General features: G+C 65.3%; 18 protein-coding genes. 8 read left to right on the top strand and 10 right to left on the bottom strand.

Annotated features, from left to right (window positions below; translation table 11 throughout):
• Positions 1-240: 240 nt before the first annotated feature.
• Both B0E47_RS07450 and B0E47_RS07445 read right to left on the bottom strand, forming a co-directional pair.
• Entirely contained in the window at positions 241-456 is a 216-nt protein-coding gene (locus B0E47_RS07450) for a hypothetical protein (RefSeq protein WP_139351383.1), read from the bottom strand.
• 108 nt (positions 457-564) lie between these two features.
• A complete protein-coding gene (locus B0E47_RS07445; protein ID WP_077513379.1) occupies positions 565-762 on the bottom strand; it encodes a rubredoxin in 198 nt (65 codons plus the stop codon).
• Positions 763-873: 111 nt separating this feature from the next.
• Between B0E47_RS07445 and thiE the strand changes: the two genes are divergently transcribed.
• Both thiE and hemL read left to right on the top strand, forming a co-directional pair.
• Positions 874-1,509 (top strand): thiamine phosphate synthase, encoded by a 636-nt coding sequence (thiE, locus tag B0E47_RS07440; RefSeq protein ID WP_254422853.1) that lies wholly within the window; start codon positions 874-876, stop codon positions 1,507-1,509.
• A 7-nt stretch (positions 1,510-1,516) separates the two neighbouring features.
• A complete protein-coding gene (gene hemL / locus B0E47_RS07435; protein ID WP_077513377.1) occupies positions 1,517-2,800 on the top strand; it encodes a glutamate-1-semialdehyde 2,1-aminomutase in 1,284 nt (427 codons plus the stop codon).
• A gap of 1 nt (position 2,801) precedes the next feature.
• On the opposite strand, the gene B0E47_RS07430 is transcribed toward hemL, so the two are convergent.
• The 6 genes from B0E47_RS07430 to B0E47_RS07405 are packed head-to-tail and all read right to left on the bottom strand — an operon-like array spanning position 2,802 to position 8,127.
• Positions 2,802-3,221 carry a VOC family protein gene (locus B0E47_RS07430; protein ID WP_077513376.1) on the bottom strand — a complete coding sequence of 140 codons (420 nt, stop codon included), beginning with the start codon at positions 3,219-3,221 and terminating at the stop codon, positions 2,802-2,804.
• A 43-nt stretch (positions 3,222-3,264) separates the two neighbouring features.
• Positions 3,265-4,500 (bottom strand): acetylornithine transaminase, encoded by a 1,236-nt coding sequence (locus tag B0E47_RS07425; RefSeq protein WP_077513375.1) that lies wholly within the window; start codon positions 4,498-4,500, stop codon positions 3,265-3,267.
• 5 nt (positions 4,501-4,505) lie between these two features.
• Positions 4,506-5,324: an NAD(P)-dependent oxidoreductase gene (locus B0E47_RS07420; protein ID WP_077513374.1), complete on the bottom strand. Its 819-nt coding sequence runs from the start codon at positions 5,322-5,324 to the stop codon at positions 4,506-4,508.
• Between the two features lie 47 nt (positions 5,325-5,371).
• Positions 5,372-5,974: an LON peptidase substrate-binding domain-containing protein gene (locus B0E47_RS07415; RefSeq protein WP_077513373.1), complete on the bottom strand. Its 603-nt coding sequence runs from the start codon at positions 5,972-5,974 to the stop codon at positions 5,372-5,374.
• 58 nt (positions 5,975-6,032) lie between these two features.
• Positions 6,033-7,502, bottom strand: a complete 1,470-nt coding sequence (gene mpl / locus B0E47_RS07410) for a UDP-N-acetylmuramate:L-alanyl-gamma-D-glutamyl-meso-diaminopimelate ligase (RefSeq protein ID WP_077513372.1) — start codon at positions 7,500-7,502, stop codon at positions 6,033-6,035.
• A gap of 43 nt (positions 7,503-7,545) precedes the next feature.
• Positions 7,546-8,127 carry an adenylate kinase gene (locus B0E47_RS07405; RefSeq protein ID WP_077513371.1) on the bottom strand — a complete coding sequence of 194 codons (582 nt, stop codon included), beginning with the start codon at positions 8,125-8,127 and terminating at the stop codon, positions 7,546-7,548.
• A 188-nt stretch (positions 8,128-8,315) separates the two neighbouring features.
• Here B0E47_RS07405 and B0E47_RS07400 point away from each other — a divergent pair, with 188 nt between their 5' ends.
• The 6 genes from B0E47_RS07400 to ppa all read left to right on the top strand — a co-directional run bounded on the left by B0E47_RS07400 (position 8,316) and on the right by ppa (position 16,446).
• A complete protein-coding gene (locus B0E47_RS07400) occupies positions 8,316-9,593 on the top strand; it encodes a 6-phosphofructokinase (RefSeq protein ID WP_077513370.1) in 1,278 nt (425 codons plus the stop codon).
• A 158-nt stretch (positions 9,594-9,751) separates the two neighbouring features.
• Positions 9,752-10,165, top strand: coding sequence for an RcnB family protein (locus B0E47_RS07395; protein ID WP_077513369.1), 414 nt, complete (start codon positions 9,752-9,754; stop codon positions 10,163-10,165).
• 174 nt (positions 10,166-10,339) lie between these two features.
• Entirely contained in the window at positions 10,340-12,406 is a 2,067-nt protein-coding gene (locus B0E47_RS07390; protein ID WP_077513368.1) for a sodium-translocating pyrophosphatase, read from the top strand.
• A 351-nt stretch (positions 12,407-12,757) separates the two neighbouring features.
• Positions 12,758-14,848 carry a prolyl oligopeptidase family serine peptidase gene (locus B0E47_RS07385; protein WP_254422855.1) on the top strand — a complete coding sequence of 697 codons (2,091 nt, stop codon included), beginning with the start codon at positions 12,758-12,760 and terminating at the stop codon, positions 14,846-14,848.
• A gap of 95 nt (positions 14,849-14,943) precedes the next feature.
• Positions 14,944-15,798: a 2OG-Fe(II) oxygenase gene (locus B0E47_RS07380; protein WP_077513395.1), complete on the top strand. Its 855-nt coding sequence runs from the start codon at positions 14,944-14,946 to the stop codon at positions 15,796-15,798.
• A gap of 102 nt (positions 15,799-15,900) precedes the next feature.
• On the top strand, positions 15,901-16,446 hold the full coding sequence (gene ppa / locus B0E47_RS07375) for an inorganic diphosphatase (protein WP_077513366.1): 546 nt from the start codon (positions 15,901-15,903) through the stop codon (positions 16,444-16,446).
• Positions 16,447-16,598: 152 nt separating this feature from the next.
• On the opposite strand, the gene B0E47_RS07370 is transcribed toward ppa, so the two are convergent.
• Together B0E47_RS07370 and B0E47_RS07365 are read right to left on the bottom strand one after the other, a co-directional pair.
• Positions 16,599-17,195: a DUF892 family protein gene (locus B0E47_RS07370; protein WP_077513365.1), complete on the bottom strand. Its 597-nt coding sequence runs from the start codon at positions 17,193-17,195 to the stop codon at positions 16,599-16,601.
• Between the two features lie 151 nt (positions 17,196-17,346).
• Positions 17,347-19,197: a sulfotransferase gene (locus B0E47_RS07365; RefSeq protein ID WP_077513364.1), complete on the bottom strand. Its 1,851-nt coding sequence runs from the start codon at positions 19,195-19,197 to the stop codon at positions 17,347-17,349.
• Between the last annotated feature and the right edge of the window lie 172 nt (positions 19,198-19,369).

Here is a 19,369-nt window from a genome sequence, read left to right as displayed (position 1 = left end):
CACAATTCACCTGCGCACACTGTCAAAGATCCTTTCGCCGTCACCGTTGCCAGTGACACCCCAGGGACCTTTCGTCCCGGGTGAGCCGCCCATTCTACATCGCTTTTGGAGACCGTCAACACCTTCGCGAGAAAATTTTCTGACGTGGTTATTGCGGAAATCTCCGAAGACAGGGCGTGCCGTCGGAGGGGCGAGCATCATAGCGCCGTGTTGCATCCGTGGGAAGGGCCCGCGCGAACTTTACTGGCCGGCGGCCGCCCGACAAGGCCGCCAGGCATCCGAACGGCCGCCCTGCATCGGATGTCCGGTCGATGCAGCAGCCGGCAAAGAGGCGACGGTCGGCGATGCATCCGACATCGGTTCCGGCAGCAGGCCAACGCGATAGGGAATGAGGTCCTCCGGGCGCAGGCGTTCCAGCACGTCCCAGTCGTCTTCAAAGGGGATGAACTGCAGCATGGGATGTTCCTCGTCTGACGCGCCACCGATCGTGCGCGGGAACATCAGAACAGGCGCTCCGGCCAATGGGCTGACGGAATCTGCCCGTTTGCAGGCGGGATTCTGCGTTCAGTCGATCTCGATCATTTCGAAATCGTCCTTGGTCGTGCCACAGTCCGGGCAGGTCCAGGTCTCCGGCACGTCCTCCCAGCGCGTGCCGGCGGGGATGTCTTCATCGGGCACGCCTACGGCTTCGTCATAGATATAGCCACAGACAACGCACATCCATTTGCGCAAGACGGTGGCTTCGGGGGAACTCTGGCTCATGGTCGGGCTTCTTCGGATCACAATGGAATGGGACATTCTCGCAACTCGACCGACAATACGAAAGCACGACGACGCAAGCCCAGCGCCAGGCGCGACTCCGGAGACCTTTACTTGAATACCCATGCCCCACTCGCAGACGGCGGCCTCTACGCGATCACCGGCGGCCCGCATGCCGGTCTGCTGGACGCCGTGGCACAGGCCCTTGCCGGGGGCGCCCGGATGCTGCAATACCTTGATGAGGATGCCGACCAGACACGCCGTTACGCCGAGGCCACGGCGATCCTGCGGCTGTGCCGTTCCCACGGGGTGCCGCTGATCATCCACGAAGATCTCGCCCTGGCACAGGCGATCGGCGCCGATGGGGTGCATCTTGCACACTCGGTTGAACGCATCCTCGCGGCACGCGCCCGTCTGGGCGCCACAGCGATCGTCGGCGTCGCTTGCCGGGATTCGCTGGAGAATGCGCGCGCCGCTGCACGGGCGGGCGCGAATTACGTGTCATTCGGCGCGATGTTTCCCTCACCGACCAGGCCACTGGCGGCGATCGCACCGATTGGCCTGCTGAGGCAAAGCGCCGCATTCGGCGTGGCGCGGGTGGCGATCGGCGGCATCACGCCGGACAATGCTTCGCCGTTGATCGAAGCCGGCGCCGACTACGTGGCCTCGATTTCCTCGCTGTTCGAAGCACCGGATGTGCGCCATGCGGCGCAACGCTTCGCTCAGTTGTTTGTCCAAGCCAGCCCTTGAGAACCCGATGACGACCAATCACGAATTGTTCCAGCGCGCCCTCCCCCTGATGCCGGGCGGCGTGAACTCGCCGGTGCGTGCTTTCAAATCGGTCGGCGGCGAACCGTTTTTCACCGAACGCGCGAATGGGGCGTATCTGTGGGACGTCGAGGGCAAGCGCTACATCGACTACGTCGGCTCCTGGGGCCCGATGATCGTCGGCCACAATCACCCGGTGGTGCGTGAGGCAGTCGAACGCGCGGTCAGGAACGGGCTTTCGTTCGGCACACCGTGCGCGGCCGAGATCCGCATGGCCGAGACGATCACCCGCCTGATTCCGTCGGTGGAAATGGTCCGCATGGTCAACTCCGGCACGGAGGCCACGATGTCGGCGATCCGGCTTGCCCGCGGCGCCACCGGCCGCAGCAAGATCGTGAAGTTCGAGGGCTGCTACCACGGCCACGGCGACAGTTTCCTGGTCAAGGCCGGCTCCGGCGCACTGACCTTAGGTGTACCGACCTCCCCCGGCGTGCCGAAGGCGAATGCCGACCTCACGCTCACCCTGCCCTACAACGACCTCGATGCGGCGAAGGCGCTGTTTGCCGAACAAGGCCACGAACTGGCTGCGCTGATCATCGAGCCGGTCGCCGGCAACATGAACTGCATCCCGCCGGTGGACGGATACCTGCAGGGTCTGCGCGAGCTGTGCACGAAGTCGGGCACCGTGCTGATCTTCGACGAGGTGATGACCGGTTTTCGCGTGGCGCTCGGCGGTGCCCAGGCGCATTACGACGTGACTCCCGACCTCACCACGTTCGGCAAGATCATCGGCGGCGGCATGCCCGTGGGTGCCTACGGCGGTCGACGCGACCTGATGGAACAGATCGCGCCGGCCGGGCCGATCTATCAGGCCGGCACGCTGAGCGGCAATCCGGTCGCCATGGCCGCGGGCCTGGCGATGCTGGAACTGATCCAGGCACCCGGTTTCCACGACCGACTCGCCGCGCGCACACGCCTGTTGACCGATGGCCTGCAGTCGGTCGCGGATGGCGAAGGCATCGCGTTCAGCACGAACCGCGTAGGCGGCATGTTCGGCTTGTTCTTCAGCGCCGAAAGAGTACGCAGCTACGCACAGGCAACCACCGCGGATGCCGCGCGGTTCAATCGCTTCTTCCATGGCATGTTGAAGCGCGGCGTGTACCTGGCGCCATCGGCATTCGAGGCCGGTTTCATGTCCAGCGCGCACAGCGACCAGGACATTGCCGATACCCTGGAAGCCGCACGCGGTGCCATGCGCGAGGCGAAGGGCTGATTCACCAGGTGCCGCTATTCGGCATCGACGCCCACGGCTCGCGCGGCGGCAGGTGGCCTTCCTGCAGCAGCTCGATCGAAATCAGGTCGGGCGAACGCACGAAGGCCATGTGGCCGTCACGCGGCGGCCGATGGATGGTGTATCCCATCGACTGCAGGCGCGTGCAGGTGGCGTAGATGTCTTCCACGCGAAAGGCCAGGTGGCCGAAATTGCGTGCGCTGCCGTAATCCGCGGACGAATCCCAGTTGAAGGTCAGCTCGATCTCGGCCTCGGGGCTGTCGGCCGCAGCCACGAACACCAAGGTGTACTTGCCTTCAGGGACTTCCTTGCGACGCATTTCGCGCAAGCCGAGGCCTTCGCAATAGAATCGCAACGAGGCATCGAGGTCGCGTACGCGAACCATGCTGTGCAGATATTTCATCGATGGATCTCCTTGGTTGTCATGCTGCCCCGAGCGACTGCACTCAGTCTGCCGCAAACGCGCTCAGGGCCGCATGCAGGCGCTGCAGACCCTCGGCCAGCTCCTCGTCGGTAATCGTCAACGGCGGCACGAAGCGCAGTACGTCCGGGCCAGCCTGCAACAGCAGCAGACCGTGAGCCGCCGCGTGATCGAGGATCGTGCCGGCCTTGCCGGCATGCGCAGGGGCCAGCACGGCACCGAGCATCAGACCGCGGCCGCGCACCTCGGCGAACAGATCGCCTCTATGATCGATGCGTGCGAGACCCGCGCGCAAAGCGCTCGCCTGGTGCTTCACATTGGCCAGCACCGCCGGCGAGGCGAGCTTGGCCAGCGCGACGCGAGCCACGGCCGCAGCCATGGGATTGCCGCCGAAGGTGGTGCCATGGGCGCCGTACTGCATCACCTCGGCCACCTTCGGGCCGGCCAGCATCGCGCCGATAGGAAAACCGCAACCCAATGCCTTGGCCAGGGTGACAATATCCGGCGTGATTGCCTCGTCGGTGTGGGCGAACAGGCTGCCGGTGCGGCCCATGCCGCACTGGATTTCGTCCAGCACCAGCAGAGCATCGTGCTTGTCGCAGAGCTCGCGTACGCGTTTCATGAAACCCGGTGCGGCCGGTACCACGCCGCCCTCGCCCTGCACCGGCTCCAGCATCACCGCCGCGATGTCGCCTGCGGAGAAGGCCTGTTCCAGGGCTTCCGCGTCGTTGAAGTCGAGATAGCGGAATCCGGCCGGCAGGGGTTCGTAGCCTTCCTGATACTTCGGCTGGGCGGTCGCGGTCACCGTGGCAAGGGTGCGGCCATGGAACGAACCGCGGAACGTGATGATCGTGCGTTGCTCGGGAGGACGTTCTTTCGAGGCGGCCCAGCGCCGCACCAGCTTGATCGCCGCCTCGTTCGCTTCCGCGCCCGAGTTGCAGAGAAACACGCGCTCGGCAAAACCCGATGCCTTGACCAGTTCCTCCGCCAGGCGCAAGGGCGGCTCGGTGTAGAACACGTTGCTGGCATGCCACAACTTGCCTGCCTGCGCGATCAGCGCCGCGAGCAGATCCGGGTCCAGGTGACCCAGCGCGTTCACTGCGATCCCCGCGCCGAAGTCGATGTAGTCGCGACCCTGCGTATCCCATACCCGCGCGCCCTTGCCGTGGTCGAGCACCAGCTCGCGCGGCTTGTAGACCGGCAGCCAGTAGTGCTTGCCCAGGTCGATCAGGGCGGATGGGTTGTCTTGATCAGATGGCATCGTCGTCAGTCCAGGAACAGATCCGGCAGCAAGGCGGCGCCGGGCTGCACCGCATAGTGGTCGAAATCGGTCACGCCGGTTGCGCGCAGCACCTCGTCGTCAATCGCGAAATGGCCGGTGTACTCGCGCGACGGCCGGGTCAGGATCGCGTGGGCGGCGTCGGCGACGATGTCCGGTCGGCGGCAGTGTTCGACGGTCACGCCATTGATCATGCCGATCGCCGCCGTGGCGATTACCGTGCGCGGCCACAACGCGTTCACCGCGATTCCCTGCTCGGCGAATTCGGCGCTCATCCCCAGCACGCACAGGCTCATGCCGTACTTGGCGATGGTGTACGCGGTATGCGGCGCAAACCATTTCGGGTCGAGGTTCGGTGGCGGCGACAGCATCAGCACGTGCGGGTTCTTCGCCTGCTTGAGATACGGCAGGCAACTGCGAGTGACCAGAAACGTGCCGCGGGTGTTGACCTGGTGCATCAGGTCGTAGCGCTTCATCGGCGTGTCCGCGGTGCCGGCCAGCCAGATCGCGCTGGCGTTGTTGACCACGATGTCGATGCCGCCGAAGCGCTCCGCCGCCTGGGCTGCCGCGGCCACCACCTCGCTCTCTTCACGGATGTCCACCTGCAAGGCCAGCGCGTTGCCGCCGGCGGCCTCGACTTCGGCGGCGGCGGTGTGGATGGTGCCGGGCAGCTTGGGATTCGGCACGGCACTCTTGGCCGCGATCACGATATTGGCGCCATCACGCGCCGCACGCAGCGCGATCGCCAGGCCAATGCCGCGCGAGGCGCCAGTGATGAACAAGGTCTTGCCAGCCAGGGTGCCCATGCATTCGGCTCCATCGGAAAAACCTGCAGTCTAGCGGGGCGCGCGCCTCAGGGCTTCTGGAAACGCGGCAGGATGTCGCGCAGTTCCGCCAGCCGCTGCAGCGGATCGGTCAGTTCCAGCATGCGCTGCTGTTCGCCGGGATCCAGCGGCAACAGTTCGGCCAGGCGAAAACCCAGCCAGCTGGCATCCTCGTAGTTGCTGCGCGGGGTTTGCCGCCAGTGTGGCGCCATCGTCTCGATCAGGCGTTCGAGGATGCTCTGCAGCAAGGCGAATTCCACCGGCACCTCGAGTTCCGGCTCGTCCGGCCAGAGCTTGGCATCGCCGCGCAGCAGGCCGTCGGCACGAATCCGGCTGCGCGCCACGCGAAAACGTGCGCCGCCCTCGGCCACGATGCCGAGCAGGCCGTCCTCGTCGCGATGGAAGTCGCTGATCCGTGCCAGGGTACCAATCGCCGCAGGCACGGCCGGTTCGCCGGTTTCGTGGCCCGCGAGGATCAGGCACACGCCGAACGCGCTGCCATGACGGGCGCACTCGCGCACCAGGTCGAGATAACGCGGTTCGAAAATGCGCAGTTGCAGGCGCCCGCCGGGAAACAGCACCGAGGCCAGCGGAAACAGCGGGATGTCGACGTGGGCGGACTTGACGGCCATCGGGCGAGTGTAACGAGTGCCGGCATGCGCGGTTTGCGACCATCGCCACGACCGGGGCTCAGGCGTCGCGCAGACTCTCGACGAAGCGGCGCGGGGCAGCCTCGAAGCCGCCATTGGACATGAAGATCACCTGGTCGCCCGGCCGCACCTGCGCACGCAGGCTGTCGAGCAAGGCATCCACCGTCGGAACCGTCGCACCGTGGCCGGCCAGGGCCGCCGTGACCGCGGCGGCATCCCACGCCAACTCGGCGCGCTGCAGGAACACCACCTGGTCGGCATCGGCCAGCGATGGCGCCAGTGCTGCCGCGTGCGCGCCTTGCCGCATCGAATTCGAGCGCGGCTCCAGCGCCACCCATATGCGTGCAGCGCCCACCTTCGCGCGCAGGCCGGCCAGGGTGGTGGCGATCGCGGTGGGATGGTGCGCAAAATCGTCGTAGACGCGCACGCCGCCCACCTCGCCGACCAGCTCCATCCGGCGTTTGACGCTTTCGAATTCGGCAAACGCCGGCAACAGGGATTGCGCGTCCGCGCCTGCGGCCACGGCCGCCGCCAGCGCAGCCAGCGCATTCATCACGTTGTGACGACCAAGCAGGGGCCAGCGGACTTCGCCGATCAACCGACCGGCGTGACGCACGCTGAACACCGAGCCATCCGCTTCGATCAGGCTTGCCTGCCAGTCACCCGCGCCGATGCCAAAGGTCTCCACCGGCGTCCAGCAACCCATGGCCAGCACTTCGGCGAGCCGTTCGTCATGCGCATTGACGATCAGCCGGCCGTTGCCCGGCACCGTGCGCACGAGGTGGTGGAACTGGCGCTGGATCGCGGCCACGTCCGGAAAGATATCCGCGTGGTCATACTCGAGATTGTTGAGGATCGCGATGCGCGGCCGGTAGTGAACGAACTTGGAGCGCTTGTCGAAGAAGGCGGTGTCGTACTCGTCCGCTTCGATCACGAAAAGCGCCGCCACCGGCGGCTTCAAAACCCCTTCTCCCCTCGGGAGAAGGTGGCGCGAAGCGCCGGATGAGGGTTCGGTGCCCACTCGCACTTGCTCGCTCCTTTCCCCTCCCAACCTCGCCGACACCCCGAAATTCCCCGGCACCCCGCCCACCAGAAAGCCCGGCGCCATCCCGGCGCTTTCCAGCAGATGCGCCAGCAGGCTGGTGGTGGTGGTCTTGCCATGGGTTCCGGCCACCGCGAGCACGTCGCGATCGGCCAGCACCGTCTCGCCCAGCCATTGCGGCCCGGAGATGTAGCGCAGGCGCGCATCCAGCATGTATTCCACCGCCGGATTGCCCCGTGTCATCGCGTTGCCGACCACGACCAGATCGGGCTGGACGTGATCAGGCCCGGGCTGAAGATGGTCGGCGGCGTAGCCACTCATCAGGCCGATCCCGAGCGCCTCCAGCTGGGTGCTCATCGGCGGATAGACGTTGGCGTCGGAGCCCTCGACCGTGTGGCCGAGCTCGCGCGCCAGCGCAGCAACACCGCCCATGAAGGTGCCGCAGATGCCGAGAATGTGCAGACGCATCGGAATGAACCCTTGATACCCGCCCGGTCGTCGCCGGATGCGATCAGCCGGCGGCAGCCGCTTCGTTCTGCAACGCCTGCCTGATCCGGATGGTGATCTGGTCCAGTTCGCCGACGCCATCGACGACCTGCAACTTGCCGCGACGGGCGTAGAAATCGGCGACCGGAGCAGTCTGTTCGGCGTAGATCGCCAGCCGCTTGCGCACCGTGTCCGGGTTGTCGTCGGCGCGACCTTCGGCCTTGAAGCGGATCTCGCAGCGGCCGATGATCGCTTCGTTCGGCACCTCGAGCTTGATCACCGCGTCAAGCGGCTGGCCGATCTTGGCCAACAATTGATCCAGCGCATCGGCCTGCGCCAGATTGCGCGGATAGCCGTCGAGGATGAAGCCCGCCCTGGCATCGTCCTGCGCCAGGCGATCTTCCAGCATGCCGAGCAGAATGTCGTCGGAGACCAGCTGGCCGGCATCCATCACCGCCTTGGCCTTCAGCCCCATCGCGGTACCGGCGGCGACCGCGGCGCGCAGCATGTCGCCGGTCGAGATATGCGGTACGCCCAATGCCGTCTTCAACCGGGCGGCCTGCGTGCCTTTGCCCGAGCCGGGCGCACCAAGTAGGACGAGTCGCATAATGCTCCACAAGTTCGGCCGGCTGCCGCACACTGCGGCAGTTCGAGCGATTCCAGAATAAGTTGTCAAATTAGCGGCTGCGCCCGATGCCGTCAAACGGCAACGTTCCCCGGAAGCCGCCAAGTTATTGCCTTCCATGGAATTTGCCGCCGGCCGCCCACCAGCCACTGATCGACCCGAGGATTCCCATGCGCCCTGCCCACCGACCATCCGCCAGCACCGGCAACCTGCTGTACGCCCAGTCCGGCGGAGTCACTGCCGTCATCAATGCCACGGCCGCCGGCGTGATCGAAGCGGCGCGCGCGAAGGGCGTCAAGGTCTACGCCGCACGCAACGGCATCCTCGGCGCGCTGCGCGAGGAGCTCATCGACACCTCGCGGGAATCCGCCGCCGCGATAGCGGCATTGCGCCATACGCCGGGCGGCGCGTTCGGCTCGTGCCGCTACAAGCTGAAGTCGCTGGAGGACAACCGCGCCGAATACGCGCGGCTGATCGACGTGTTCCGCGCCCACGACATCCGCTGGTTTCTCTACAACGGCGGCAACGACTCGGCCGACACCGCGCTGAAGATCTCGCAGTTGGGCAAGGCGCTGGGCTATGACATCCGCTGCATCGGCGTGCCGAAGACGGTGGACAACGATCTGGCCGTCACCGACTGCTGCCCCGGCTTCGGCTCGGTGGCGAAATACACCGCGATCTCCACCCTGGAAGCGAGCCTCGACGTGGCCTCGATGGCCGAGACTTCGACCAAGGTGTTCATTCTCGAAGTGATGGGCCGCCACGCTGGCTGGATCGCCGCCGCTGCCGGACTGGCCGGTGAAGGCGCAGATGCGCCGCCACACATCATCCTGTTCCCCGAGAACACGTTCGACGAAGCCGCGTTCCTGGCCAAGGTGAAGGCCACCGTCGAGCGCGTCGGCTGGTGCACCGTGGTCGCCTCCGAAGGAGTGCGCAATGCAGCCGGCCAGTTCCTCGCCGAGGCCGGTACGCGCGACGCGTTCGGTCATGCCCAACTCGGTGGCGTGGCGCCAGTATTGGCCGCGCTGGTGAAAGAGAAGCTCGGCTACAAATATCACTGGGCACTGCCCGATTATCTGCAGCGCTCCGCGCGGCATGCGGCCTCGGCGGTCGACGCCGAGCAAGCCCATGCGGTGGGCAAGGCCGCCGTCGAGTACGCGCTGGCCGGCATGAACGCGGTGATGCCGGTGATCGTACGCAGCAGCGATGCACCGTATCGCTGGAAGGTCGAACCGGCGCCGCTGGCGAAGATCGCCAATCGCGAAAAGAAGATGCCGAAGAACTTCATCACCCGCGATGGCTTCGGCATCACTGCCGCCGCGCGCCGTTATCTGGCGCCGCTGATCCGCGGCGAAGCGCCGCTGCCGTACGGCAAGGATGGCCTGCCCCGCTATGTGCAGCTGAAGAATGCCGCGGTGGCGAAGAAGCTGACCGGCTTTCAGCGCTGAAGTACCTGCATTTGTGACGCAACCCGCAATGGCTGAGCGCCACCTGAAACGGCGCGGCATCCAGCCGCCTTGCGTTCAGTCGCACGTTCTTACGATCCATCCACCCGAAGTCGATGGCCGCACCGTTGCGGCCGCGACGACCACGGAGGAGACCAGAGATGAAACTCATCAGCCGCCTGCTCATTGCCATTGCCTTGCTCAGCACCGGCAGTCTCGTACTCGCCGCACCTGGCCATGGCGATCATGACCGTCAGGGTCAGAATCACGACCGCGGGAATCACGGCGACAACGGCCGCCACGACAATCGTCGCAGGCACGACAACCGCCGCTACGACGGCCGGCGTTACGACGACCGACGTTATGGCTACTCCCACAGCGGACCGCGCAACTACGGTCATCCACATCGCTGGGAACGCGGCCATCGCTATTACGGCCCCACCTATGTCGTGCGCAACTACGGTTACTACCGCCTGCGTCCGCCACCGCGTGGCTATCACTGGGTACGTGCGGACAACGACTACCTGCTGGTCGCGATCGCCACCGGTGTCATTCTGGACATGGCGTTGCATTGAGTCGGCGCCAGCGTGAATGAGTCGAGGGCCATGCCTCCGTGCATGGCCCTTTTCATTTGCGGATGGCGCAATCCAACGCGCTGCGCCGCACAACAGCCTGTGCAACAAGGTCTGCCTATACTCCATGGGACCGCCCGTTCCGGACGGCTACTGACAACTCATGGGGAGGCTCCGATGCTGCAGCAGTATGGCTGGATCGTTCTGGCGTGTGCGGTAGTGGCAATTTTGTATGGCGCGATTTCCGCGCGCTGGATCCTGGCGCAATCGCCGGGCAATGATCGGATGCAGGAGATTGCAGCAGCCATCCAGGAAGGTGCCCGCGCCTACCTCAACCGCCAGTACGCCACCATCGGCATGGTCGGCGTGGTGCTGATGCTGCTGATCGGATTCTTCCTCAACTGGCAGACAGCGATCGGCTTCCTGGTCGGTGCCGTGCTTTCCGGTGCGGCCGGTTACGTCGGCATGAACGTGTCTGTGCGCGCCAACGTACGCACGGCCGAAGCTGCTCGACGCGGCCTCAGCGCCGCGATGGACGTGGCGTTTCGTGGCGGCGCGATCACCGGCATGCTGGTGGTCGGCCTGGCCCTGCTCGGCGTCACCGGCTACTGGCTGGTGCTCAACCACATGGGCATCAGTGGCGAACCTGCCCTGCATGCGCTGGTCGGACTGGCCTTCGGCAGCTCGCTGATCTCGATCTTCGCGCGTCTCGGCGGCGGCATCTTCACCAAGGGCGCCGATGTCGGTGCCGATCTGGTCGGCAAGGTCGAAGCTGGCATTCCCGAGGACGACCCGCGCAATCCGGCAGTGATCGCCGACAACGTCGGCGACAACGTGGGCGACTGCGCCGGCATGGCGGCCGACCTGTTCGAGACCTATGCGGTGACCGTGATCGCCACGATGCTGCTGGCCGGCCTCACCTTTGCCAACAACCTCAATGCCGTGCTGTATCCGCTGGTCATCGGCGCGGTGTCCATCATCGCCTCGATCATCGCCACCTTCTTCGTCAAGGTGAAAGCCGGCGGTTCGATCATGGGTGCGCTGTACAAAGGCGTGATCGTGTCAGCGGTGCTTTCGGCGGTCGCGTTCTGGTTCGTCACCGGCAACCTGTTGCCGGACGGCCTGACCACCGGCGACGGCCTGGTGATTTCCAACCACGCGTTGTTTCACTGCTCGCTGATCGGTCTGGTGCTGACCGGCCTGATCGTGTGGATCACCGAGTTCTATACCGGCACGCAGTTCAGCCCGGTGCAGCACATCGCCGCCGCATCGACCACCGGCCACGGCACCAACATCATCGCGGGCCTCGGCATCTCGATGAAGTCCACCGCGCTGCCGGTGATCGTGATCTGCGCCGCGATCTGGAGCGCGTTCGCACTGGGCGGCCTGTATGGCATCGCGATCGCGGCCACCGCGATGCTGTCGATGGCCGGCATGATCGTGGCGCTCGATGCCTACGGCCCGATCACCGACAACGCCGGCGGCATCGCCGAAATGGCCGACCTGCCGCCGGAAGTACGCGGTGTCACCGATCCGCTCGATGCGGTCGGCAACACCACCAAGGCGGTGACCAAGGGCTATGCGATCGGTTCGGCCGCACTGGCCGCACTGGTGCTGTTCGCCGATTACACGCACAACCTCGAAACGCATTTCGGCAGTGCCACCACCTTCGACCTGTCGAACCATTACGTGATCATCGGCCTGCTGATCGGCGGCCTGATCCCGTACCTGTTCGGCGCGATGGCGATGGAGGCAGTCGGCCGCGCGGCGGGTGCCGTGGTCGAGGAAGTGCGCCGCCAGTTCCGCGACATTCCCGGCATCATGGAAGGCACCGGCAAGCCGCAATACGACAAGGCGGTGGACATGCTGACCAAGTCCGCGATCAAGGAAATGATCGTGCCCTCGCTGTTGCCAGTGCTGGTGCCGGTGGTGGTCGCGTTCGGCTTCAAGTGGCTGGCCGGTTCATCCCAGGCCGGTGCACAGGCACTCGGCGGCGTGTTAATCGGCACCATCGTCACCGGCCTGTTCGTGGCGATCTCGATGACCACCGGTGGTGGTGCATGGGACAACGCGAAGAAGTACATCGAGGACGGCCACCACGGCGGCAAGGGTTCCGAGGCGCACAAGGCCGCGGTCACAGGCGACACCGTCGGCGATCCGTACAAGGACACCGCCGGTCCCGCGGTGAACCCATTAATCAAAATCATCAACATCGTGGCGCTGCTGTTGATCCCTTTGCTGTAGCCGAAGCGATTCCCGCTCGGCACCTTCGCCCCTCTCCCGCAAAACGGGAGAGGGGGACGGGGTGAGGCGCGCTGCAGGCGCGGATCAAAATCATCAACATCGTGGCGCTGCTGCTGATTCCGCTACTGTAAGCCACGCGTCACGTGACAGCGAAAGTCCCGCTCCGGCGGGACTTTCCGTTTCCAGGCAACATGGGCCAACTCACCCTGACTTTAGTCACAGGCGCCCGCAGATTCATGCGGCTACGCTCGATCAGTCGCGGGTCATGCCCGCCGCATCCATCCGCACACGAGGGGGCACACGATGAAATCGGTCTGGCTGATGCTGGCACTCGGCGCCACACTCACGGGCATGAGCAACGCCAATACCCGGAACGACAAACCTGCCAAGGCGCCCACGGACACCAAGGTGACCGACGATCCCTACCTGTGGCTGGAAGACATCCACGGCGAGCGTTCGATGGCCTGGGTGAAGCAGGAGAACGCGCGGACGATCAAGCGGTTCGCCGACAACGCCGGGTTCGACAAGACCCAGGACGAGATCCTCCAGGTACTCGATTCGGATGCGCGCATCCCCTACGTGAGCCGCATGGGCGGCGAGCTGTACAACTTCTGGCGCGACAAGACGCATCCGCGCGGAGTCTGGCGCCGCACCACCCTGGCCGAATACCGCCAGCCCTCGCCGAAATGGGAGGTGCTGCTGGACATCGACGCGCTCAACAAGGCCGAAGGCAAACGCTGGGTATTCAAGGGCGTGCAGTGCCTGAAGCCGAAATACGAGCGCTGCCTGGTCTCGCTGTCGCCGGATGGCGGCGATGCGGTAGCGGTGCGCGAGTTCAGCATCCCGCACAAGGCCTTCGTGAAGGACGGCTTCGACCTGCCGGTGGCGAAAAGCCAGGTCGCCTGGATCGACGAGAACACAATCTACGTGGGCACGGACTTCGGCCCCGGCTCGATGACCGAATCCAGCTATCCGCGCATCACCAAGGAGTGGAAGCGCGGCACCCCGCTGTCCGCGGCCACCACGGTATACGAGGGCAAGACCGATGACCTGGCGGTAAGCGCGTTTCACGACCGCACGCCCGGCTACGAACGTGATTTCGTCTCGGTCGCCAAGGACTTCTTCCACTCGCAGATGTTCCTGCGCAACGGCGCCAAGCTGACGCACATCGACGTGCCGACCGATGCCAGCGCCGATGCGCATCGAGAATGGCTGCTGGTGCAGACCAAGTCACCCTGGACGACCGGCGGCAACACCTACGCCTCCGGCAGCCTGCTGGCCATCCGCTTCGACGATTTCATGGCAGGCAAGCGCCAGTTCACCGTGCTGTTCAAGCCGGACGAGCACACCGCATTGTCGGGTTACGCGTGGACCCGGCATCACCTGATCATCGACGTGCTGGACGACGTCAAGAGCCGCCTCGAAGTGCTCACCCCACCGCAGATGGCCGGGCCCGACAACGGCTGGCAACCCAGGACCCTTCCCGGCGCGCCGGCGCTGAGCACGGTCAGCGTGGTCGATACCGATCCCGACCACAGCGACGAATACTGGCTAGATGTCGCCGGCTTCCTCACCCCGTCTTCGCTCGAGCGCGGCGTACTAGACAGCACTCCTGCCGAGACGATCAAGCAGGAGCCCGCCTTCTTCGATGCCTCGAAGTTCACCGTCAGCCAGCACTTCGTGAGTTCGAAGGACGGCACCCGCGTGCCCTATTTCGAGATCGCCCCGAAGGGCATCAAGCTGGACGGCTCCAACCGCACCCTGCTCTACGGCTACGGCGGTTTCGAGATTTCCCTGTTGCCGCATTACAGCGGCAGCATCGGCCGCGCATGGCTCGATCGCGGCGGCGTCTACGTGGTCGCCAACATCCGCGGCGGTGGCGAGTACGGCCCGCGCTGGCACCAAGCGGCGCTCAAGGCGAATCGTCCGCGCGCCTACGAGGATTTTGCCGCGGTGGCCGAGGACCTGATCAAGCGTGGCGTCACGTCGGCGAAACACCTGGGCGCCGAAGGCGGCAGCAACGGCGGCCTGCTGATGGGCAACATGCTGACGATGTATCCGCAGCTGTTCGGCGCGATCGCCTGCGAGGTGCCGCTGCTCGACATGAAGCGCTACTCGCACCTGTCCGCCGGCGCGTCCTGGATGGCCGAATACGGCAATCCGGATACCTCGGACTGGAACTTCATCAAGACCTTCTCGCCCTACCAGAACGTGAAAAGGGATGGCCACTATCCGCCGGTGCTGTTTTACACCACCACCAGCGACGACCGCGTCGGGCCGGTGCAGGCACGCAAGATGGCGGCGAAGATGCTGGCGCAGGGTCATCCGGACGTGTGGTTCTACGAGAACCTCGAAGGCGGCCACGGTGCCGGCGCGGACAACAAGCAGTCTGCGCACATGCATGCACTGGCCTACGACTTCCTGTGGGATCAGCTGAAATAGAGCGCGTTGATTCGCCGCACGCCACGCCGTGACTGGCGTGCGGCGATGACGGTCCCTGAAGTATGCTTCGAAGCCATTCGATCTGCGCCGCCGCCATGCCTGCACGTATCACCATCAGCCACGAACTGCGCGAATGGATCCTTGCCACCACGCGGGCCGGCCACGGCGTACCGGACGTGCTGCGACTGATGAAGGACAACGGCTACGATCCGCGCCAGAGCCGCAGCATCGTCGCCGACGTGCTGAAGTTGCCGCTAGCCGCACTGAACGCAAGCAGGGCCAAGGCCGCGCCACACGGCTTGCGCACGAAACACCCGGAGCCGCCATCGGTCTGCATCGCCGGACACGCCATCGACGTATCGCTCTGCGTGGACGCACCACCGCTACGCGTGCTGGAAGGAGTTCTCGACGAGGCGGAGTGCGCCGAGCTGATCGAGCTGGCGCGTCCGCGGCTGCAGCGCGCGCTCACCGTCGACGACAACGGCGAGCAGCAGGTGGACCAGCGTCGTACCAGCGAAGGCATGTTCTTCGCACTCGGCGAGCTGCCGCTGATTCGGCAGATCGAACAGCGCCTCGCCGATCTGCTCGGCGTGCCGGCCAGTCACGGCGAGGGACTGCAGATCCTGCACTATCGGCCGGGCCAGGCCTACGAGCCGCACTTCGACTGGTTCGATCCCGCACTGCCCGGTTACGAAACCATCACCCGGTCCGGCGGCCAGCGCATTGCCAGCGTGGTGATGTACCTCAACACGCCCGAACTCGGCGGCGGCACCGCGTTTCCCGAACTGGGCCTGACGGTGACCGCGCGGCGCGGCGCGGCCGTGTACTTCGCCTACGAAGGCGGCGATCAGCAGTCGCTGCACGCGGGCTTGCCGGTGATTTGCGGCGAGAAGTGGATCGCCACCAAATGGCTGCGCGAGCGACCCTACCGGCAGGCCGGGCGCGGCTGAACGCTCATGTGCCGAGGCGTCCGTCGGGGGCGCCCGGTTGCTGCGATGCAGCAGCGTTTGGCGTATCCTAGCGGACTGCATTTCTCCTACCTGAGGATTCCCATGGGTCTGCATCTTGTCGCCGCCGGTCGCGACGTGCCAAACGAAATCAACGTCATCATCGAGATCCCCAAGGACGCCGAGCCGGTCAAGTACGAGGTGGACAAGGAATCGGGCGCGATCTTCGTCGACCGCATCCTGTCCACGCCGATGCGCTACCCGTGCAATTACGGTTACGTGCCGGGCACCCTCGGCGGTGACGGCGATCCGCTGGACGTGGTGGTGATCCTGCCGATGCCGCTTGCCGTCGGCTCGGTGATCCGCTGCCATGCGGTCGGCATGTTGAAGATGACCGACGAGGCGGGCAGCGACGAAAAGCTGGTGGTGATCCCCTCGCCCAAGGTGTTTCCCGGCTACGCGCACATCAACGACATGAAGGGCGTATCGCCGCACTGGCTGGAGCGCATCGGCCACTTCTTCGAGCACTACAAGGACCTGGAGAAGGGCAAGTGGGTCAAGGTGGATGGCTGGGTCGGCGCCGAAGAGGCCCGGGCCGAGATCACCGCCGGCATTGCACGCTACCAGGCCGAGCACGGCAACAAGGCCTGATCCGGCAATCGCGCCGCCGCGCCAGCCCCATGGGCCCCGCCTGCGCGGGGCTCATGCCTTCCGGCAAGCCGCAACGGCGCAACCAAAAGGGCAGCGTGGCACGCCACCCTGCCCTTTTGTCCAACGGCGCGTATTGTGCGGCGACGCGCTGCTCAGCGCCGCTTGCCCGCAGCTTTCCTGGTCGGCGACGGCTTGGCCGGCTCGCCCTTCTTGCCGAGCTGCTCCAGCAGCGTATTCATGTCCTCGGCGTGTTCTTCCTCCATCGCCAGGATGCCTTCGAGCACGCGGCGGGTGGTCGGATCGTCGGTGCCGACGTAGCTGATCATCTCGCGATAGCTGTCGATCGCGATGCGTTCGGCAACCAGATCCTCCTTGATCATGTCGACGATGTCTTCGCCCTCGACGTAGTCTGAATGGCTGCGGCTGAGCAGGCCTTCCGGTGACAGGTTCGGCTTGCCGTCGAGCTGGGTGATGCGCTCGGCGATCAGATCGGCGTGGCCCTGCTCCTCGTTCGCATGCTGCAGGAATTCGGCCTTGATCGCCTGCGAGTGGATGCCCGAGGCCATGTAGTAGTGATATTTGTAGCGCAGCACGCAGACCAGCTCGGTGGCGAGCGCCTGGTTGAGCAGCTTGACCACGGTTTCGCGGTCGGCGCGGTAACCGGCGGTCATCGCACCCTTGTCGATGTCCTTGCGCGCGCGCTTGCGGATGTTCTCGATATCGCTGACGAACGGCTTGGTCTTGGCCATGGCTTGCTCCTGCGAACGTGGAACGGTAGCGGCAGGCGATCGCCGCTCGACACCGCTGGATGTCCCTGCAGCTTAGGAAGGCCGGTGAAAAGGCCGGGTGAAGATGATCCCGTGCGCGACCGGACGATCATGCGTCGACCTCATGCGCGACTCAGGCCCCGGCGAAACGGCTTGCGCGCTCGATCGTGGCCTGCATCGTGCCCAGCACGGGTTCGATCAATTCCGCGTGCCGCTTCCACTTGTCGACCGAGGGTGGGGACACCGTGAAGCGCGACAACGGCAGCTTGCCGTCGATGGGTTGGTCCCAGCCAAATCCGAGTATTTCGGCCAGACGCGCCACTTCGGCACCAGGATCGGCCAGCAACGCATCGTAGCGGACCACGTGGCGACGATCGGCGGGGATCGCCTCGAGGTCGTCCAGCAGGATGCGCGTCGTCGTTTCCCATTGTGCGGCCACGATCTCGGGCAGCGAGCGCCCGATCAGCTCGCGCCAGCCTGGTATCAGCAACAGCGACCATGGCAAACCACTCCAGTCCGGCAATTGCGGATAGGTGCGGAAGCGACCTGATTGCCATGCCTCGAGCATGCTGCTGAGGGTCTGCCGCGGATCGCGATGCAGATAGACGAAATGCGCCTCCGGGAAAATTTTCGCCAGGAACGGCACGCGCAAGGCGTTCTTCGGCGTTTTCTCCAACAGGCGCAGCGGCTGCCCCGTCACGGGGCGACCATCGCGGTCACGCAGTTCCGCCAGAAACCGTTGACGCAGTTCCTCCGCCAGTGCCGGCGTCACGATCGTCTCGTCGAGTCGATTGGAGTCGAACTGTCGATGCCCCGGGTGCAGATCCGGCAGACCTTCGATCAGCGCGTGACTTTCATGACCAATGGTGCACAGGCCAGGAGCTTTCGCCAGTGTTTCGAACAGCAGCGTCGAGCCTGCACGCGGGGGCGAAATGATGAATACCGGACGATCGAACAGGGGGTCGCGCTTCGCCTCGCCGCTTGGTCTGGTCGACATCGCGGGCACCGCGGCGGACCGGCGCGGTTCGTACGCATCCGCGGCCAGCCCGCGATCGCTCAATGCAACACGAAGGATCATGGCCCTCAGGGTGTTCATGAACATCGCGCCATTGGCCAATTGCAGGGATACCGCGAACCGCTCCATATATGTCTCGAACGCTTCGAGCTCCTGGCGATAGGCCGGCCAACCCGCACGATCGATGCCGTACTCGGCCCACAAGGCGTGCCAGATGCCCAGGAATCGCGCCGCCGCCTGCTGGGCCAGCGCGAGCTGCGGATGCGGACGCGCGTGGCCAAGCAGGAAACCGATGTGCTCGCGCAACTCCCAGGGCGTCATCACCACCGGCACATTGACCGACTCGTAACGCAGTACCGGGTTTGCTTCCTCGCGCGGCGTCACCGCTTCCGCCAGCCAGCCCGCGAATTCGCCGTGACCCGGTGCGCGGCCACGCCGGACCAGGTCGGCGAACTGATCGCTGCCGATCGTGTCCGCAACCAGGTGGATACGCTCGTCGTCGGCGGCGTTGAGCACCTGATGGGTGCGCCAGGTGTCGAAGATCCAGCATTCGCCTGCGGCCATGTTGACCTCGGCATCACCGCAGAGAAAACGCACGGTCGGTCGAGTCACGATCGGCACGTGCACGCGCACACGCTCACGCCAGTAGTAGTTGATATCGGCATGCGGAGTGACCTCGGCATGACCGCTGAGCTTCATCAGTCGGGTACGCCCCCACACGGCGCCGATCCGACCGAGCACCTGCATCAGGTACGGGCACTGCGCCAGCGACGGCGTCGGCCGCATCGGCCCGGCGATCGCATCGCTGTGCGGATCTCCACCCACCGAGATCAGCGGCAACGCGTAGTTGCCCGGAAACTTCTGTGGGTGCTCGAGCCACTGGCCATGGTCGAGCGCGCTCACTTCGCTCAGCAATCGGGCGGCGTCGAAGCGCAACGGCAACTGAACGAACGGGACTTGTAGCTTCATTCAAACAACCTTCGATCCTTGTCGCAGGCTGCTGTGCCCACGCGAAAACCATCGCCATGCAGTTTCTCACACCACCGGTGTTGGCGGCGGAAAGCGGGCGAGAGTAATCCCGCAGCGGTGGCAGCAGTGGCTTTCGTCGGCGCAGGGACGTGCAGGCGAGGCCCGTGAAGGC

It is taken from the genome of Rhodanobacter sp. B05, assembly GCF_002001085.1.
GTDB lineage: Bacteria > Pseudomonadota > Gammaproteobacteria > Xanthomonadales > Rhodanobacteraceae > Rhodanobacter.
The sequence above is the reverse complement of the archived record's forward strand: the minus strand, read 5'-3'. Positions and strand labels throughout refer to the sequence as shown.

Excerpts from the sequence above, each read along its gene's own strand:
- B0E47_RS07450 (WP_139351383.1), bottom strand. The coding sequence starts at position 456 with ATGCTGCAGTTCATCCCCTTTGAAGACGACTGGGACGTGCTGGAACGC.
- B0E47_RS07445 (WP_077513379.1), bottom strand. The coding sequence starts at position 762 with ATGAGCCAGAGTTCCCCCGAAGCCACCGTCTTGCGCAAATGGATGTGC.
- hemL (WP_077513377.1), top strand. The coding sequence starts at position 1,517 with ATGACGACCAATCACGAATTGTTCCAGCGCGCCCTCCCCCTGATGCCG.
- B0E47_RS07430 (WP_077513376.1), bottom strand. The coding sequence starts at position 3,221 with ATGAAATATCTGCACAGCATGGTTCGCGTACGCGACCTCGATGCCTCG.
- B0E47_RS07425 (WP_077513375.1), bottom strand. The coding sequence starts at position 4,500 with ATGCCATCTGATCAAGACAACCCATCCGCCCTGATCGACCTGGGCAAG.
- B0E47_RS07420 (WP_077513374.1), bottom strand. The coding sequence starts at position 5,324 with ATGGGCACCCTGGCTGGCAAGACCTTGTTCATCACTGGCGCCTCGCGC.
- B0E47_RS07415 (WP_077513373.1), bottom strand. The coding sequence starts at position 5,974 with ATGGCCGTCAAGTCCGCCCACGTCGACATCCCGCTGTTTCCGCTGGCC.
- mpl (WP_077513372.1), bottom strand. The coding sequence starts at position 7,502 with ATGCGTCTGCACATTCTCGGCATCTGCGGCACCTTCATGGGCGGTGTT.
- B0E47_RS07405 (WP_077513371.1), bottom strand. The coding sequence starts at position 8,127 with ATGCGACTCGTCCTACTTGGTGCGCCCGGCTCGGGCAAAGGCACGCAG.
- B0E47_RS07400 (WP_077513370.1), top strand. The coding sequence starts at position 8,316 with ATGCGCCCTGCCCACCGACCATCCGCCAGCACCGGCAACCTGCTGTAC.
- B0E47_RS07395 (WP_077513369.1), top strand. The coding sequence starts at position 9,752 with ATGAAACTCATCAGCCGCCTGCTCATTGCCATTGCCTTGCTCAGCACC.
- B0E47_RS07390 (WP_077513368.1), top strand. The coding sequence starts at position 10,340 with ATGCTGCAGCAGTATGGCTGGATCGTTCTGGCGTGTGCGGTAGTGGCA.
- B0E47_RS07385 (WP_254422855.1), top strand. The coding sequence starts at position 12,758 with ATGAGCAACGCCAATACCCGGAACGACAAACCTGCCAAGGCGCCCACG.
- B0E47_RS07380 (WP_077513395.1), top strand. The coding sequence starts at position 14,944 with ATGCCTGCACGTATCACCATCAGCCACGAACTGCGCGAATGGATCCTT.
- ppa (WP_077513366.1), top strand. The coding sequence starts at position 15,901 with ATGGGTCTGCATCTTGTCGCCGCCGGTCGCGACGTGCCAAACGAAATC.
- B0E47_RS07370 (WP_077513365.1), bottom strand. The coding sequence starts at position 17,195 with ATGGCCAAGACCAAGCCGTTCGTCAGCGATATCGAGAACATCCGCAAG.
- B0E47_RS07365 (WP_077513364.1), bottom strand. The coding sequence starts at position 19,197 with ATGAAGCTACAAGTCCCGTTCGTTCAGTTGCCGTTGCGCTTCGACGCC.